Source organism: Clostridium sp. SM-530-WT-3G, assembly GCF_012843905.1.
Classification (GTDB): domain Bacteria; phylum Bacillota; class Clostridia; order Clostridiales; family Clostridiaceae; genus Clostridium.
Genome location: NZ_JABAGC010000009.1, coordinates 44,973 through 63,421, shown reverse-complemented (window position 1 = coordinate 63,421; position 18,449 = coordinate 44,973). Strand labels below are relative to the sequence as shown.

Below are 18,449 nucleotides of genomic sequence, written 5' to 3'. Positions count from 1 at the left end.
TTATAGCAAAATAATTGGAAAAGATTTGGCAGAGTGATATAATTAAAAGGGCAATATGTAATAAATATTAAAAAAGTGGGTGTATGAAAATGAATTCAGATTTTAAAAAAATTCATAAGGGAAGTATTCTTATAAATTCTCTATGCGTATTTACAAGATTAAAAAAAGATAGTGTATTAAAAAAATATAAAGTATTACTTGAATATTTATGTCAGGATAAACTTATACTTGGTGAATCTATAAGTATTTATAATGATTTTGCATTTGAATTATTAAAAAAATCAGATGGAACATCTTTAAAAAAATATATTATTGATGAAATATTTTTAGATAATAATGCATTTACAAATATGATAGATAGGGATGATTTAAATAACCAATATATAATAAATCAAGTGAAATTTGAACTTAAAGCTTTGGAATTTATAACTAATATAAAGTCGGAGGATATTAAGGAAGCAATTATATATAAATGTAAGGCTATGGATTTTGAAGAGGAAGTTGTAAAAGGATTAATTAATTTTGAAGTAAATTCATTTGAAGAATATGATACATATAAAGCTATTGATAAATTAAAATTAAGTATATTAAATTGCGATGGCTGGGGAGAGTCATTAGATAATATAATAGAATTTTATCGACAATATGGAACAGGTATTTTTGGTGAATATAGAGCTTTTGTATGGGAAAATGAAGATGGTGAAGGATATTTACGTGGGATAACATCACCAGATCCGGTGAAACTTGAAGAACTAGTTGGGTATGAAAGTCAAAAAGAAACTATTATAGAAAATACTGAGCAATTTTTAAATGGGTATCCTGCTAATAATTTGTTGTTATATGGACAGAGGGGAACAGGAAAATCTTCTACTGTAAAGGCGATTATAAATGAGTATTATACTAAAGGGTTAAGGCTTATTGAAGTGGATAAGGACAAGCTTGTAGATTTTACTAAAATAATTAGAATGCTTAAAAATAAAAAATTGAAATTTATAATTTTTGTTGATGATCTTGCTTTTGAAGATGGGGATGAAAGTTATTCAGCTCTCAAAACAATACTTGAAGGTGGAGTAGAAAACAAGTCTAATAATATTCTAATATATGCAACAACTAATAGAAAACATTTAGTGAAAGAAACATTTAGTGAAAGAGGAGATGAAATTCATCAAATGGATTCTGTAGAGGAAAAATTATCATTATCAGACAGGTTTGGTATAACAGTTTCATTTTATTCACCAGACCAGAAGGAATATTTGAAGATTGTTGATGGATTAGCCTTATCTAGAAATATAAAAGTAGATACTGAATATTTACATGCTGAAGCACTTAAGTGGGTAAGATGGTATAATGGAAAATCACCAAGAACTGCTAAGCAGTTCATTAATTGGTTTGAAGCATCATTGAAATAATGTGGCTAATAAAAAATAATTACTATTTATATGTTGCATCCTTGAATAAGTATTTTCATACGAGACATACTATGTTTGTAAGGAGGCGAAGAGAGCGTGGGAAAAAGTAAAAAAGAAAAGTTAATAATGAAAAAAGGAGACTTTTCACAATCAAAAGTAAAGGAGTATATGGAAAAGAACAATCAAATTAATGAAAACATTGTATCACGAGGAAAAGATATAACTTTTAATAAACTCTAAACACAATACATACATTTAGTGATATTTAGAAAAACTTAATTATTGCCACTATGATACTTAAACACAAAATCTCATACTTTTAAATTAGAATTCATGACAAACGAACTTCATTTTTAGCATTACGTAGGAAAAGCTACAAAGATATATTTTATATTTTTGTAGCTTTAATTTTACGAATAAACAATTAAAAAATACGTTGATAAAATGGTATGAAATGATAAGAATATTCAGTAAATGTATTCTAAAAGAATAATTTTTCTATATTAAGTTAAAATATTTTTATAGAATTTATATGATGTATAGAAAAGAGTGATTTAGAATTGAATTTAGAATTTGTAAAAGGAGAACCTTTTTTTGTGCGAATAAACAAGATAAAAAATAAATATGAATATTTATCTGAAGATATAGATACAGATGTGATTATCGTAGGAGGGGGAGTAACAGGAAGTATTCTTGGATATTATATGTCTAAAAATAATATTAATTGTGTAGTGCTTGAAAAGAATATTGTAGGATATGGAAGTACTAGCATTACTACTGCATTATTGCAATAAGAACTTGATCAGACTGCAAGAAGTTTAGAGGAATATACACAATATGAAAAGATAATACAATCGTATAATCTTGGAGTAAAAGCTTTAGATGAAATAGATGAATTTATCAAAGAGTATGGAAATAAGTGTGATTACAAAAAGAGAGATACACTTCTTTATACTGGAAAAAAAGTTGAGATAGAAGAAATAAAACAGGAGTATGAAATTAGAAAGGAAAATGGATTTGATGTACGTTTTATAGAAGAGAAAGATAATCCTTTCAGCTTTGAATTAAAAGCAGGAGTGTATGCAATAAATGGTGGTGCTGAACTTGATCCATATAAATTTACTCATGAATTAATAGAAACTGGAATAAGTTTAGGACTAAGAATTTATGAAAATACAGAGGTAGTAAAAATAAACTATACAGAAAATAATGTTGAGGTACAGACTAAGTATGGGTATAAGGTTAATGGAAAAATAATAGTTGTAGCTACAGGATATGATACAGGGCTTTTTAGTGATAGAAAATTTGGAAACACTACTATTACATTTAATGTAGCAACAAAGCCTTTGAATAGTTTGGAAGGATATTATAAAAATGTTTTAATAAGAGATAATAAGGATCCTTATAATTATTTTAGAACTACTTTTGATAATAGAATTATCGGTGGAGGAGAAGATGTAGAGTTTTTAGTGAATATAGAAAATGAAAAACTAAGTAAGGAAAAGTATGAAATTATAGAAAATAATATAAGAAGAATGTTTTCTAATATATCAGATATTGAATTCGAATATGAATATTGTGGTGCTTTTTCATCAACCCAAGATAATTTGGGATTCATAGGAAAGGATCCTAAAAATCCAAGGCTTTGGTTTGATTTAGGGTATGGTGCAAATGGAATATTATTTGCAATACTTGGTGGTATGATGTTAAGTGAATTATATAAAGGAATAGAAGATGAAAATTTAAAATTATTTAAGGTGGATAGATTTTAATACAAAAAACGGCGTTCAATAGTCATGAATGCTATTTTTAATTATGTATTTGAAAAGGTTTTATATTATTGACTTTTAATGTGGTGAAATATATTATTAAATAAACAATTAATGAAATTGAATATTTAATAAAAAGGAGAATACAATAAAATGGCTGTTAATAGAAGTGCACCTGAAAATTTTCACTATGATAATGCTGAAAAAACAAATAAGAATTTTATATATAAAAATTTAAGAAGAAGTAAGTGTTATAATTGTAATTTTTCAAATTCACATTTTGATTTTGCAAGTTTAAGAGGTGCTCATTTTAAAAAGTGTAATTTCTTTAGATGTAGTTTTAAAGGTGCTGAATTTATAGGTTCAAATCTTAAAGGATGTAAATTGAGAGAAGCTAAATTTGAAGACACTATATTTGAAGGAGCAAACTTAGATGGAGCAAACTTTGAAGGTGCAAAGTTTAAGAATACTATCTTTGTAGGATGTAATATTGAAAAAGCTAAAAATTTCGATACGGATAATAACAATATTAGAATTTTTGAAAGCATGCCTGAACTTAAAATTAGTGAAGAATTAGAAAAAGCAGTATTGTCTGCTATGGAAAATGAATACATAAAGAAATCACGAGTATTTGATACGAAAGATGGAGAGATTAATAGTATTACTATGATGATCTTAAGTGAAAAATTTGAGGAAGAAAAATTAATAGAAGGAATGCATTATATAAAGTATGAGATAGAAAGAGAATTCTATACTTTAAGTTATGTTATTAGGTTAATTGAACAAATGTAATTTTAAAATGGCAATATAGTGATGTTTATTGCCATTTTTTTCTGTAGAAAAAAATGTGATTTTGTGATAAAATAACTTTTATATTGTAAAAAAAGATAAAATGATAAGAAAATAGAATTGTAAAATACAAAAAATGTAAAAGTGAATGCATTAGCATTTTCTATAGATATAGACAACATAGAGGAGACAATTAAGGTGAAAAGAATATTTATTAAAAATATGATTGCAACATGCTTAATAACTGGTGCAGTAACTAATATTAATATGATTCAAGCACATGCGGAGTGGAATAAAAATTCCCAAAATAAATGGTTTTGGACAGAAAATGGACAAAAGTCTATTGGATGGAAAAAAATAGATGGACAATGGTATTATTTCAGTGACAATGGAGAAATGATAACAGGCTGGCTTAAAGGCAATGATGGAAACTGGTATTATTTACTTGATAGTGGAGCTATGGCAATAGGCTGGTTTAAAGATTACAGTGGAGACTGGTATTACTTTAGTGGTAGTGGAGCTATGGTAACAGGCTGGTGTAAAGATTATGATGGAAGATGGTATTATTTCAATAGTAATGGAACTATGGCAACAGGCTGGATGAAAAGCTATGATGGCAATTGGTATTATTTGAAGAGTAATGGAGCTATGGCAACAGGCTGGATTGAGCATAATGGAGGAAAGTATTATCTTGAAGACAGTGGAGCTATGGTAACAGGTAAGAAAATTATTGATGGGAAAACACATGAGTTTAATAGTAGTGGAACCCTTATTAAGACTGAATCAATAGAAAATAGTTCAAGCCTTGACAAAGAAGAGAATAGAACTGGATATATAGCAACTGATAGCTGTCCTCTAAATTTAAGAGATCAGCCTTCAATGAACTCAAATATTATTGGATCAATACCAAAAGGAATGGAAGTAGTAGTTATCGGTAAAGAAACAAATGGATTCTATAAGGTTGAATGGGACAACACTATTGGTTATATAAGTAGTTCGTGGGTTTCATTTGAAAAGAAAAATAATTTTTCATCAAATTCAAATAATTCTACATCAAACTTAAAGGTTCCACTTGGTCAAGCGAGAACATCTGCACCAAGTAGAGATAATCAATATTATTATAGTGATTCTAACTTGTTTTATAAGGTGAAATTATCACCACCTTTTACAAATTCAAGTGGAAAGCCTATTGTTGGAAATTGTACATGGTATGCATGGGGAAGAATATGGGAATTAACTGGACAAAAGCCTACAGATGCTGATTTCAGAGGAAATGCATATGAATGGTGGGAAGCTAATAAAAGAACTGGTAAATATAAATATGGAACGACTCCAAAGGTTGGTGCTGTTCCTGTATGGAAATCATCACTTCCTAACTCAGGTGGATGTGGACATGTAGCTGTAGTAGAAAATATAGAAAATGGAAAAGTATATATATCTGAATCTTCATGGCATGGTTCTCTATTTAATTATAGAGAAATATATAATACTAATCACCTTTATGGATATATCTATATTGATGAACCTAATTATTAATTTATAAACCCTCTAAATTATTAGAGGGTTTTTTTATGTTATTTGACATTATTTGATTTTTTATTTATTATTATTTTAGTACATTGTATTATTTTTTTGTAGGTATATTAATTAGATTTAATTATATAAAAAATATAGTGGATATAATAAATATATCTAAATTATGCAAATGAAAATGTAATTGTTTTATACAATGGTACTGTAAAAAATAATTATGAAAGGAGGCATAGTAATGGATATAAAGTTAAATATATTTGAAACAATGGCTTTAGTATGTATTATTTTCTATTTTGGAATGTATTTAAGAAAGAAGATAAAGATACTGGCTAAATATTGTATACCAGCACCTGTAATTGGTGGATTAGTATTTGCAATTGTTGTTTTTATAATGAAGATTACAAATTTTGCTACAATTACATTGGATACTACACTTCAAAATATTTTTATGACTGCTTTTTTCACAAGTATTGGTTACACAGCTAGTTTAAAAGTATTAAAAAATGGGGGAATAAAAGTATTCATCTTTTTAGCTCTTGCAGCTATATTATGTGTACTGCAGAATGTTGTAGGAGTATCAATAGCAAAATTATTTGACTTGAGTCCACTTTTAGGATTATGTACTGGTTCAATACCAATGGTAGGTGGTCATGGTACAGCTGGATCATTTGGGCCTATGCTTGAAGAGCTAGGAGTTAAAGGTGCCACTACTGTAGCATTTGCATCAGCAACATTTGGATTAGTAATGGGAAGCTTTGTAGGAGGATATGTTGCGAGAAATCTTATTGATAGGTATAAGATAAAAACTCCTAAGGAATCTAATAATCATGAAATACCAGTAAGTGACTTCCATGAAGATGATGTGGCTATTTTATGCCATAGCAGGCTTATGAATGGATGTGCATTTTTATTTATAGCAATGGGAGCAGGATCAGTTATTTCAGGACTTATACAGGATACTGGTCTTACATTTCCATCATACATAGGGGCTATGCTTGCAGCAGCAATTATTAGAAATGTATGTGATGCATTAAAAGTTACCATAGAAGAAAAAGAAATTGAAGCCATAGGAAGTATAAGTTTAGCATTCTTTTTAACAATGGCACTTATGGGGTTAAAGCTTTGGGAACTACTAGATTTAGCTATACCATTAATAGTAATGCTTATTGCTCAAGTTCTTTTAATGGGATTATTCGCATATTTTATAACATTCAGAGTTATGGGAAAAAATTACGATGCCGCAGTTTTTGCTTCAGCTAATTGTGGATTTGGAATGGGAGCAACACCTAATGCAGTTGCTAATATGGATGCACTTACTGAAAAGTATGGATTTGCAGAAACACCATATTTTGTTGTTCCGCTAGTTGGATGTCTTTTCATAGATTTTGTAAATTCAGCGTGCATAACATTATTTATTAATTTATTGAAATAACTATTTATGAAATTTTAGCCAAGAGTTTAATGCTCTTGGCTAAAATTATATAAAAACAGTATATAGCAGGTCTATAATTATGATTGCGATAATTTTCTATACTTTAAATAATTCTTATGAATTTGTTCAAAAAAGTAATTTGATATTTCATCATCTAATGTTTGGCACTCATTATCTTTATAATCTTGTATATCAACTATTTTTGAAGGTGTAGCAACAATTTTTGAATTATTATTAGAAAGTAGTGTGTTATCTTTGATTATATTTGATTTATTTTTTATTACAGTCTGTCTTTTAAGTCCGTTATATTTTACATATATAATATCCATAAATACCTCCTATATACTATTATAGATCTGTTAAATTATATGAACATTGCTCTTCTCGCCCTTAGGAAATACAATAGGTTTGCGAGACTTAATAATCCCCCCTTAAAAAAGAGAGAAGAACAATGAGCAAAACTAATATAAAATGCCCTCGCTGTAATTCTGATAAACTATATAAGTTTGGATTGAATAAGCAGGCTAATCAAAAATATCAATGTAGGCATTGCAAGCGCCAATTCGCCTTAGGCGATGGTGACGGATTACCAAAAATGAACTATCCTAAATGTCCAAAGTGTGGCAAAGGTACATATTTACATCATGCTTATAAACATTACAATCGTTATAAGTGTAATAATAAAAAATGTAACCATATTGTAGTCAAATATCATACCACTAATATTGATGATGCTTCTAGTAAACTAGTCACCGGTTCCCTTTCCATGAAAGGAATGCGCTTTCCACTTCATGTTATATTAACTGCACTAACTTTATACTTTCTCAACAATTCATCAACAAGAGCGATTTCTCAGTTCCTAATGATAAACTCAGGTATTAAAGTTTCTCACGTTACTATAGCAAGCTGGACTAATAAATTTGCACCTTTCTTCAAATTAAAAGCTGATAAGTTTAAAGAATATTTAAATCTCCAATATGATGATTGGCATGCGGATGAAACAGTTGTTTTCATTAACGGCGAAAAGTACTATCTCTGGTTAGCTATTGATTCAGAAACTAGATTTATTTTAGCATTTCATTTAACTAAATCTAGAAGCTCTGATTCAGCTTATACATTAATATCATTTTTTGTATTACTTAATATTAACTATGTTTTAGTATATGAAAAAAATAAAAAACTATTACTATTTTAAAGAAAAATAATAATAGTTAATAAATATAAGGATTTATTAAAGCAGTTTTAAAGTATTAGTTAATGCGTTTTAGCAGTATTAACATTTTATATTCATGACATTAGAGTAAAAAATTTGACAGCCTATATAAAAAATATATATATTACTTATATAGAATAATTTAATTTATATATGTATAAATTAAATTATTAATTATAGTATGACAAGAAAAGGAGATATAATCAATGAGAGCATACGAACGTTTATTAAAATATGTAAAGGTATATACAACTTCAGATGAATATTCAGAAACTCATCCAACTACAATGAGACAATTTGATTTAGCTAAGATGTTAGTTGAAGAAATGAAGGAAATGGGTATAGAAGGTGTTAGATGTGATGAACACTGCTATGTATATGGGTATATTCCAGCTACAAAGGGATATGAAGATAAACCATCAATAGGATTAATCGCACATTTAGATACTGCACCTGCAGCATGTGGTGAAAATGTTAAACCTCAAATAATTGAAAATTATGATGGAGGAGACGTTCTATTAAAAGGAAATAATAGTATTCTTTCACCAGAAAAATTCCCTCATTTAAAGAACTTAAAGGGAAGAACATTGATTACAACTGATGGAACTACACTTCTTGGTGCAGATGATAAGGCTGGAATTTCTGAAATACTTACAGCATGTGAAAGAATAATAAATGAAAATATTCCTCATGGAAAGATATGCATTGGTTTTACTCCAGATGAAGAAGTTGGACTTGGAGCACATTTATTTGATGTTGAAAAGTTTGGAGCAGATTTCGCATATACAATAGATGGTGGTATTGAAGGAGAAATATCTTATGAAAACTTTAACGCTGCCATGGCTAAAGTTGAAATACATGGAATATCAGTACATCCAGGAAGTGCTAAGAACACAATGGTAAATGCATTAAATGTTGCTATAGAATTAAATGGAATGCTTCCAGCTTGTGAAAGACCTGAAACAACAGAAGGATATGAAGGGTTCTATTATTTAGAAAAGATGAGCGGAAATACTGATGAAGCTACAATGGAATATATATTGAGAGATCATGATTCAGCTAAAATTGAAGCTAAGAAAGATACATTGAAGCTTGCAGAAAAACTATTAAATGAAAAGTATGGAGAAGGTACAGTTAAAGTAACTATTAAAGAACAATATAAAAATATGGTTGAACATATTAAGCCTTGTTTCCATCTTATAGATAATGCTACGGCTGCAATGGCTACTTTAGGAGTTACTCCTGTTATAGAACCTATTAGAGGAGGTACAGATGGAGCAACATTAAGTTATATGGGATTACCATGTCCTAACCTTGGAACAGGTGGATTTGCATATCATGGAGAATTTGAACATATAACTGCTGAAGGTATGGATATCTGTACAAATATAATAATAGAAATTTTAAAAAAATATGCACTTTAGCATGATTAGGAACTATGAACTTTAGTGTAATTAAGAACTATGCAGCTTAAATACTATAAATAGATTGTATTAGTTTGTTGAAAAAAAAGCAGCGCACTGTACGCGTTGCTTTTTAAACTATGATTTTTAGTACTTTTCGGTAAGTTTCATTATAAATTCATGATATTCAGGAAGTTTTTCTAATAAAAATCGGATTTTTAGTAATTTATTTTCTAATACATTTATCTCTTCGTAAGGTATATCTGATTTGTTCATTAAATGATTTAATTGTTTTTTTAAATCAATGAGATCATGCTCAATTGAATCTAAAGATTCCTTTGATTTCATCCATTCTTCTTTCATATATTTATTATGAGAATATATTATTTTTAGATTTGAAATCATTAATTCTCGTTCTGTAAGAAGTGTTTCTAGGTTATTTAAATAACCAGAATTTATGCATTCAATTAATTTATCATCACATTTTATTATATCATTATTTTTTTTCTCCTCACTAATAGTAGAAGAAACCTTGTCTTTTTTTAAGTGGTTTGATACAAATCTTTTAATAAGATCTGTAATTATGGTTGAATTCTTTTTGAGAAAGTATAAAGGTGATAATAATATCATTGTTATAAATCCACCTATTATTTGAATGAGGCTATTTTGATTATCAACTAAATTTATAACTGTTCCTGAATTTGAATTACTTATTTCTATATTTCTGGCTAGAACATCAGAAGTATCTTGCATTAAATTAGATTTTATATCATTTAGTCTTAAAAAAGTATTTTTATTGTCTTCCGTAATTGGAAGGGGTGTACCTCTGTTAATAAAAATAAATTTATTGGTTAAATCATTGTATTTATTTAATCCATCTTCTAATGATACCTTATCCTCTTTTGTAATATAATTTGAATCATATAATTCATTTATATTAGCAAGGGCTGAAGTGAAATTCTTGTTATATTCGGCTCTATAGCTTTCTTTTTGGGTTATTATATAATAATTGGTCATGGAGGACATATTTGTGATATTTGATTTAAATTCATCAATTTGAAGTACTTTTTCTCTAAGGCTCACATTAGTATTTATTTGATTAACTACATGCTTATTTGTTATATAAAGGTAAAGAAGAGAAAAAGAAAGAGATAGTGAAAGCAAACATATTATAATTTTTAATTTTTTTGACATAGCACTGCCTCCTTATACACCATATTATGATTTATACATAACAATGTTACATAATAGAATAAATATTTTAAAATGAAAAACTATTTTAAAATATATAGTTTTAATGTATAATATGCATATATGTGGTATTTGATTTAACATAATTTTGAAAGCTAAGGAGAATTAAATGATGAAAATTACTGCTTGCACATTAATATTAAAAGATGATTTTAATAATATTCTAGTTTTAAAAAAGAAAGTTAAAAAGGGCGAAATAGGTAAATGGTCTTTAGTAAACCAAAAACTTAGAGGAAAAGAAAGCTTTGAAAAATGCGTAAATAAAGCATGTAATAAAATTTTAAAGACAATAGTTTTTGACCTTGAAGAATTTAAAGAATATGAAATAAATGAAGAAGAAGGCTTGAAGGTATTAATTGGTAACCTTAAAGGAAGATTTGTTTTAGATAAATCTTATGATGAAGCTAAGTGGATAAATATAAAAGAGATAGATGAATATGAGTTTGAAGATATAGATAAGACTATACTAGCAGACTTTGCTGCTAGATAATCTGAACAGTTAGTGTATTTAAACCCTAGAAAAACTGAATATAGTGTTTTTCTAGGGTTTTTATTTATATAAGGAAAAGATGATATTTTTATAGTTGTCACTTATGACAATGTTGATATTTTTATTATAGTGGAAAGTAGTAATAATTATTATAATTAATAATTAGAGTTAAATTGGTTAAAATATATTTTAAACTTATATTATAAAATAATATTTTAGTGGCAAAATAATTTTATGTGATATAGGCAATTAAACGGAGGTCTTGATTTGAAAAAAAATGCTGCAATAAGAGAATTTAAAAAGTACAAAAGTCAGATAAATAATATTGAAGAGATAGTAGAACATTCAAAGAGCGGAGCACTTTTAGAGCATGAAAGTTCAATACGTAAAAAGCTTAGAAGTCTAAAGGAATTAAAAGAATGTGGACTTAAGGAATACGAAACTGTTGTTGAACGATATGAAGAACTATTAGAATATGTATCTAAGAGGATGCTAGAAGATTATAATAAAAAGAACAATACAGATTTTGATTTTTATGAAGTTGTGCGTGGAAATTATAATTCATTTTTAAATTCAGGATTTATGACAGTTCTAACAAAGATGCATATACCTAAATTAATAAGTAAAGAATTTGAAGAAAATTTTCCACTAAATCCTAAAGATGAATATTCTAGAGCAAGATCTATGAAAAGAAAGTTTTTTATTCATTTAGGAGATACTAATACAGGTAAAACTCATAATGCTATAGAAAGATTGAAAACAGCAAAGAATGGAGTATATCTATCACCGCTTAGAATTCTAGCATTAGAGAATTATGAAAGACTTAATAATGAAGGGATAGTATGCGATTTGCTTACAGGTGAAGAAGAAATAATAAAACCTGGTTCCACTCATACGTCATGTACAATTGAAAAAGTAAATTTAAAAGAACATTATGATGTTGCAGTAATAGATGAAATACAAATGATAAGTGATTCATTTAGAGGAATGTCTTGGAGTAAAGCAGTATTAGGTTTACAATGTGATGAAATTCATATATGTGGAGCTTTAAACAGCAGAGAGATACTAGAAGAAATTATAAGCGATTGTAAAGACGAATATAGTATAAAAGAATATAAAAGAAATATACCCCTTATAGTAGAAGATAAAAACTTCAGCTATAATGACATTGCCGAAGGTGATGCAATAGTTATATTTTCTAAAAAAAGAGTGCTTGAAATTGCAGAAGAACTTTCAGAAAAAGGAATAAAAGCAAGTGTAATATATGGAGATCTTCCACCAGAAGTAAGAAAAATGCAGTATGAGGAATTTATAACTAAAAAAACAAAAGTACTTGTTACTACAGATGCAATAGGTATGGGAGTTAATCTTCCTATAAGAAGAATAATATTTATGACAATAAGAAAATTTGATGGTGAAGAATTAAGGGAACTTACCTCTCAGGAAGTTAAACAAGTAGCAGGCAGAGCAGGAAGAATCGGAATATATGATACAGGATATGTTGCTTCTGTTGGTGGTAATGCACATATAATAAAAGAAAAAATAGAAAGTGAAGACCCTACTATAAGAGAAGCTGTTATAGGGCCATCAGAAGCAATTTTAAATATTAAAGGGCTTCCTTTAAATGAAAAGCTTGCTTTGTGGAGTACTAGAGAAGAAAAACTAGATTATTATAGAAAAATGGATATAAGTGAATATCTTTATATTTTAGAAAAGATAAAAAAATATAAACTTACTCAAGAAATAGAGTGGGATTTACTTAAGGTTCCATTTGATGTTAAGAGTGATGCTTTAATGGATACATTTCTTGATTATGTAGATGAATTATTTGTAAACAAACAAAAAGAATTGTTTAAGCCTGAGTGCTACAATGGAAATCTTGATGATTTGGAAATATATTATCAAAAGGTAAATATGTATTATTCATTTTCTAAGATATTCAATTTGACATTTGATGTGAATTGGGTATATGAAGAGAGAATTAAGGTTAGTAGTTTAATAAATGAAATTTTATTACGATTATAACTGATAAATATTTTGAGGAAATCTACGAAACTAATCTTTAAATCAATAAAAAATGCTATTATTTGGAAAAAATATATAATGTTTAAAAAAATTTTTAATAAGTTGTTTATAAATTCTTATTTTTAGTATATACTGATAATGTTTGAGTGTATTCTAAAAGTAGAATTCTTATTAATATAATTTAAAAAGGGGAGACACAAATGACTGAATTAAATCATGAACTTGGAATCATAGCGTTAGAAAGCTGTATTGAATTAGGAAATGCTATTGATAAGCATATAAGAGAAAGAAGAGGACACAAAGAGTCATACTTAATTCCATTAGATGAAATAAGATTTTCAAATGGTGAAGGTAAGGTTAAGATCTCAGAAACAGTAAGAGGAAGAGACATATATATATTATGTGATGTAGGAAATTACAGCTGTACATATAAGATGTTTGGAATGGTAAGTCATAAAGGTCCAGACGAACACTTCCAAGATATAAAGAGAACTGTTGCTGCTATAAGAGGTAAAGCTGCTAGAATTACAGTTATCATGCCTTTATTATATGAATCAAGACAACACCGTCGTAAAGGAAGAGAATCACTTGACTGTGCTTTAGCACTTCAAGAATTAGAAAGATTAGGTGTAGATGAAATAATTACATTTGATGTTCATGATCCAAACATCCAAAATGCAATTCCATTATTATCATTCGAAAATATATATCCAACTTTTGATATGGTTAAAGCGTTTGTATCTAATGAAAAAGACGTAAAATTAGATAAAGAAAAATTACTTGTTATTAGCCCAGACACTGGAGCTATGGATAGAGCAATATATTATGCTGGAGCTTTAGGAGTAGACGTTGGTTTATTCTATAAGAGAAGAGACCATTCAACAATAGTAAATGGTAAAAACCCAATAGTTCAACACGAATATATGGGAAGAGATGTTGAAGGTAAAGATGTATTAATTGTTGATGATATGATAGCGTCAGGAGAGTCTGTACTTGATATAGCAAAAGAATTAAAGAAAAGAAATGCTAAGCATGTATATGTTGCTGCTACATTTGGATTCTTTACAGAAGGTATTGAAAAATTCAATAAATTCTATGAGGAAGGAATTCTTTCAGGAATTTACTGCACAAACTTAACATATACATCTCCACAACTTTTAGCTGCACCATGGTTTAATTCTGTGGATTTATCAGAACTTTCTGCAAGAATAATAAATAGATTAAACTATGGAAAATCTATAGCAAAATATATGGATGCTACAAGAGTTATACATAATTTATTAAATGAATAATACTTAAACATATAAAAATCTCTCATAGTAATTTTTACTATGAGAGATTTTTTTATATGTTTTGAATTTACTTTTTTATACTAAATTTATAAGGTTTAGTTATAAAGTAATACTAATGTAATATTTTCTTAATAATATAAAACGGTATTATATTTGATTGAAAAGAATTGAATTGATATAATATAAGTATAATAATTACAAATCACTTTAAAAATAGAATTTAATATAATAATTTTAAAGTAAAATACAGATAGAATAGTAATTATAAATATGTTATTATAATTCAAAAAAATAGAGACTAATTTAGAGTTTCTAAAAAAGAAGGAGCCAAAAATGAAAAGGAAATGTATAAATACACTAGTAGCTGCTTTAACAATTATGACTATTACTACAACTAGTGCATTGCCAGCATTTGCAGAGCCATATGATAATCAGGAGGTTACAAGTGCTGTTTCTGAAAATAATAATTTGAATATTGAAAAGGTAGTTGAAAATATACAGGATTATGATAGTAAAATTGAATACAAAATGACAAAATTAAATGAACTTAAGGATCAGATAGCACAAAAAGAAGAGGAAATAAAAGAAAATGAAGCATCAATAAATGCTGCAGAAGAGAATATTGAAGAAAAGGACAAGGCGTTAAGGGAAAGAATAAAGCAAATACAAGTGACTGGTGGTCTTGAAACATCTATATTAAAGTATATAGATGTAATCTTAAGTTCAGATAATATTTTAGAAGCTATACAAAAAGTAAAACTGATAAATCAAATATGTACAACAGATAAAAAACTTATAAATGAAGCAAAAAATGCAAAACAAAATCTTACAAACATAAAAGGCAAAATTGAAAAAGAGAATAATGAACTTCAAAAAAGCAAAGACATATTAGAAGCAGAAATTAAAAAATTAGAAGATGATAAAGCTAAGCTTTTAGATTACATAAAAGCTAACAGTGATTTATTAGATTTAAGTACGAGCAATATAGTGCCTATAACATTACCTTCTGATATGTCGGAAGATGCAAAGGCATTAATAACTGAAGCACAAAAGTATTTAGGAATACCTTATTTATGGGGAGGAACAACTCCAGCAGGTTTTGATTGTTCTGGATATATGCAGTATATATTTGCAGCACATGGAATAACTCTACCTAGAGTATCTCAGGATCAACAAAGCTATTGTCAACCAATATCAATAGCTGAAATAAAACCAGGAGATTTAGTTTTTAATCATCAATCAAACTCAACACACGTTGGAATGTATATAGGAAATGATATGTTTATTCATGCTCCACATACAGGTGATGTAATAAAAATAAGTCAGTTAAGCACATCCAATATGAAATATTCTGGAAGAGTATTAAACAGAACTGACAATCAGTAATTTTCTGTATGTTAAATTTTACGGTATAAAATCACTAATCGTATCATATTTATTATGTTATGATTGGTGATTTTTTATTCATTAAAATTTAAAACTTTAACTTTAAAGTTTTTATTATTTATTATATAATCAAAGATATAAATATCGATTCAATTTTTGAAATTTATGAAAAGGTTTTAATAAAGAGTATGGTGGAGGAACGAGATGATTTTATATGTAATAAATCTTTTATATGATAATTTAAAAAAGAAAGTGGATATAAGTAATAAAGACTACTTAAGAAACTCAATAGTAAAGGATGCTGGATATATAGCTGATTTTGCTGGAATAAAACAAAACACTGATATAATTGCTATTAATAGTGGGCTTATAAAAATATTAGATATAATTAAAAAATATGGAGTATCAACAGTAGATACATTAGATATACTTCAAATAATACTTGGAAGTAAAAATAATAACTGGATTATACGAAGATGCTTTGAAGAAAGTCTTGATAATAATAGTAGTGAAATTGTTTTAACTAGTATTGTAAACGATATTCTAAAGAGAGATAAGAATGGAGTATTAGAAAATTTAGAGAATTTATCTGATGATTTAAGAATGTTAATATTAAAAACTATATTTGGAAAAATTAAAGCGGAGAATGAGAGGGATATTTTAATAGAGAAACTTCATGATGCATCATAGAAAATATGTTTGAAAGTTAAATATTTAAAATTGTAAAAAACACTTCTGTAAGCTGTATAGAAGTGTTTTTTATAAAAATATTAATCTATATAATTTTCAATTACATTTTCAGCAATATTAGTAGAATGGTCACCTATTCTTTCAAAATCAGTTATTAAGTCAAGGAATATTGCGCCTTCATAAGCATTGCATTTTCCTTCGTAAAGCCTTTTAATATGCTTTTCTCGATATTCTTTTTGATAAGAGTCAATTAAATTTTCAACTTTAATTATACTTTTTGCTTTTTCAATATCTCTTGTTGCATATGCTGTTATTGAAATATTTAAAGCATCTATAACAGAATTATAGATTTGATTAAGCTCATCTAAAGCTTCACTGCTATATTTTAATTTTTTATTCTTATTTTCTACAGCTAAGTCAGCTATATTTTCAGCATGGTCACCTATTCTTTCAATATCTATTATTATGTGGAATGTAGATGCAACGATAACTTTTTCCTTATCTGATAAAATACATTTTGATAGTTTAACGAGATATGTGGTGATACATTCCTCTAAAAGATTTATCAACTTTTCATTTTCATAAACCTGTTTTATTAATTCTTCATCTTTAGTCAAAAATGCTTTCATCGCAAGTTCAACATTTTCCTTTGCTTTATTTGCCATTCTTATTGTTTCTTTTATAACTTGGCCAGCAGCTATTACAGGTGTTTCTAAGAATCGATTATCAATAAATTTTGGTCCCATACTTTCAATTTTGTCTTCAGATGGAATAACTTTATTAACAAATTTTATTATATAGGAACTGAAAGGTAAAAGTATAGCAGTGTTAGTAATATTAAAAATAGTATGAGCATTTGCTATTTCTCTGCTTATATCAGGACTTGTGGTTTTTACAAATGCTGATAGATATCCTATAAAAGGAATAAAGATTATAGTTCCTGCTACATTAAATATTAAATGTAAGAGAGCTGCTTTATGGGCTGTTTTACTAGTGCCTATGCTTGCAATTAGAGCTGTTACACAAGTTCCAATATTACAACCAAAGAGAATTGGAATAGCAAGGTTTATAGTTATTGTGTTAGTTGAAGCAAGAGCTATAAGAATACCAGTAGTTGCTGAAGAACTTTGCAATATTGCAGTAAGTGCTAAACCAGTTAAAATACCTATAATCCAATTATTGCCTACAGAAATTAAAATTTGAGTAAATAGTGGTGATGAAGCGATTGGAGCCATAGCAGTAGTCATAGCACCCATACCAGTAAAAAGAATACCAAAACCTAATATTATATTACCTATTTCTATTCTTTCTTTTGCTTTTGCAAACATTACAACACCTGCACCAACAAAGACAAAAATAGGAGCAATTTGATCTAATTTAAAAGCTACAAGTTGAGCAGTTATAGTAGTACCTATATTTGCACCCATAATAACTCCTAGAGCTTGAGATAAGTTCATGAGACCAGCATTAACGAAACCAACTACCATTACTGTAGTTGCACTGCTACTTTGAATTATAGCAGTTATAATAGCTCCAATTGCAACTCCCATAAATTTATTACTGGTTACTTTTTCCAAAATATGTTTAAGGCTTTCTCCGGCTGCATTTTCAAGTCCATCTCCCATGAGCTTCATACCATAAATAAATAAACCAAGTCCACCCATGAGTTCTATTATAGTTTTTAACATATCCATGTGTTTCGCTCCTTTATTGTGATATTTGTTTTACAATATAAATTTTAACTTAAATTCAAATAAATGTTAATAA

The 18,449-nt window shown here is 27.8% G+C and carries 14 protein-coding genes and 2 pseudogenes; 13 read left to right on the top strand and 3 right to left on the bottom strand.

Annotated elements, in window-relative coordinates; translation table 11 throughout:
• Window positions 1–89: 89 nt before the first annotated feature.
• The 6 genes and pseudogenes from HF850_RS05585 (at window position 90) to gltS (ending at window position 6,932) form a co-directional block, all read left to right on the top strand.
• Complete coding sequence (locus HF850_RS05585) at window positions 90–1,409, top strand: ATP-binding protein (protein ID WP_169104486.1); 1,320 nt, start codon at window positions 90–92, stop codon at window positions 1,407–1,409.
• A 96-nt stretch (window positions 1,410–1,505) separates the two neighbouring features.
• Complete coding sequence (locus tag HF850_RS05580) at window positions 1,506–1,649, top strand: hypothetical protein (protein WP_169104485.1); 144 nt, start codon at window positions 1,506–1,508, stop codon at window positions 1,647–1,649.
• Window positions 1,650–1,969: 320 nt separating this feature from the next.
• Window positions 1,970–3,181, top strand: a pseudogene (locus HF850_RS05575) (FAD-dependent oxidoreductase).
• Window positions 3,182–3,331: 150 nt separating this feature from the next.
• Window positions 3,332–3,970 carry a pentapeptide repeat-containing protein gene (locus tag HF850_RS05570; RefSeq protein ID WP_169104484.1) on the top strand — a complete coding sequence of 213 codons (639 nt, stop codon included), beginning with the start codon at window positions 3,332–3,334 and terminating at the stop codon, window positions 3,968–3,970.
• Window positions 3,971–4,165: 195 nt separating this feature from the next.
• The gene (locus HF850_RS05565) at window positions 4,166–5,503 is read left to right on the top strand and encodes a CHAP domain-containing protein (protein WP_169104483.1); all 1,338 of its coding nucleotides are present in this window, start codon (window positions 4,166–4,168) and stop codon (window positions 5,501–5,503) included.
• Between the two features lie 232 nt (window positions 5,504–5,735).
• Window positions 5,736–6,932 (top strand): sodium/glutamate symporter, encoded by a 1,197-nt coding sequence (gltS, locus tag HF850_RS05560; protein WP_169104482.1) that lies wholly within the window; start codon window positions 5,736–5,738, stop codon window positions 6,930–6,932.
• A 77-nt stretch (window positions 6,933–7,009) separates the two neighbouring features.
• On the opposite strand, the gene HF850_RS05555 is transcribed toward gltS, so the two are convergent.
• Complete coding sequence (locus tag HF850_RS05555; RefSeq protein WP_169104481.1) at window positions 7,010–7,261, bottom strand: hypothetical protein; 252 nt, start codon at window positions 7,259–7,261, stop codon at window positions 7,010–7,012.
• A 122-nt stretch (window positions 7,262–7,383) separates the two neighbouring features.
• Here HF850_RS05555 and HF850_RS05550 point away from each other — a divergent pair.
• Together HF850_RS05550 and pepT are read left to right on the top strand one after the other, a co-directional pair.
• Window positions 7,384–8,052 (top strand): annotated as a pseudogene (locus HF850_RS05550) (DDE-type integrase/transposase/recombinase); the annotation flags it as partial.
• Between the two features lie 299 nt (window positions 8,053–8,351).
• On the top strand, window positions 8,352–9,569 hold the full coding sequence (gene pepT / locus HF850_RS05545; RefSeq protein WP_169104480.1) for a peptidase T: 1,218 nt from the start codon (window positions 8,352–8,354) through the stop codon (window positions 9,567–9,569).
• A gap of 126 nt (window positions 9,570–9,695) precedes the next feature.
• Here the strand turns inward: pepT and HF850_RS05540 are convergent, their stop codons facing one another.
• Window positions 9,696–10,742: a hypothetical protein gene (locus tag HF850_RS05540; protein WP_169104479.1), complete on the bottom strand. Its 1,047-nt coding sequence runs from the start codon at window positions 10,740–10,742 to the stop codon at window positions 9,696–9,698.
• A gap of 166 nt (window positions 10,743–10,908) precedes the next feature.
• Here HF850_RS05540 and HF850_RS05535 point away from each other — a divergent pair, with 166 nt between their 5' ends.
• The 5 genes from HF850_RS05535 to HF850_RS05515 all read left to right on the top strand — a co-directional run bounded on the left by HF850_RS05535 (window position 10,909) and on the right by HF850_RS05515 (window position 16,682).
• Window positions 10,909–11,289 (top strand): hypothetical protein, encoded by a 381-nt coding sequence (locus tag HF850_RS05535; protein ID WP_243159409.1) that lies wholly within the window; start codon window positions 10,909–10,911, stop codon window positions 11,287–11,289.
• Window positions 11,290–11,556: 267 nt separating this feature from the next.
• Window positions 11,557–13,314, top strand: coding sequence for a DEAD/DEAH box helicase (locus HF850_RS05530; protein WP_169104478.1), 1,758 nt, complete (start codon window positions 11,557–11,559; stop codon window positions 13,312–13,314).
• Between the two features lie 200 nt (window positions 13,315–13,514).
• Window positions 13,515–14,606 (top strand): ribose-phosphate pyrophosphokinase, encoded by a 1,092-nt coding sequence (locus HF850_RS05525; protein ID WP_169104477.1) that lies wholly within the window; start codon window positions 13,515–13,517, stop codon window positions 14,604–14,606.
• A gap of 333 nt (window positions 14,607–14,939) precedes the next feature.
• The gene (locus HF850_RS05520; protein ID WP_169104476.1) at window positions 14,940–15,992 is read left to right on the top strand and encodes a C40 family peptidase; all 1,053 of its coding nucleotides are present in this window, start codon (window positions 14,940–14,942) and stop codon (window positions 15,990–15,992) included.
• 204 nt (window positions 15,993–16,196) lie between these two features.
• Window positions 16,197–16,682 (top strand): hypothetical protein, encoded by a 486-nt coding sequence (locus HF850_RS05515; protein WP_169104475.1) that lies wholly within the window; start codon window positions 16,197–16,199, stop codon window positions 16,680–16,682.
• Between the two features lie 80 nt (window positions 16,683–16,762).
• Here HF850_RS05515 and HF850_RS05510 read toward each other — a convergent pair whose 3' ends face one another.
• Window positions 16,763–18,376, bottom strand: coding sequence for a Na/Pi cotransporter family protein (locus HF850_RS05510; protein ID WP_169104474.1), 1,614 nt, complete (start codon window positions 18,374–18,376; stop codon window positions 16,763–16,765).
• Window positions 18,377–18,449: the final 73 nt, after the last annotated feature.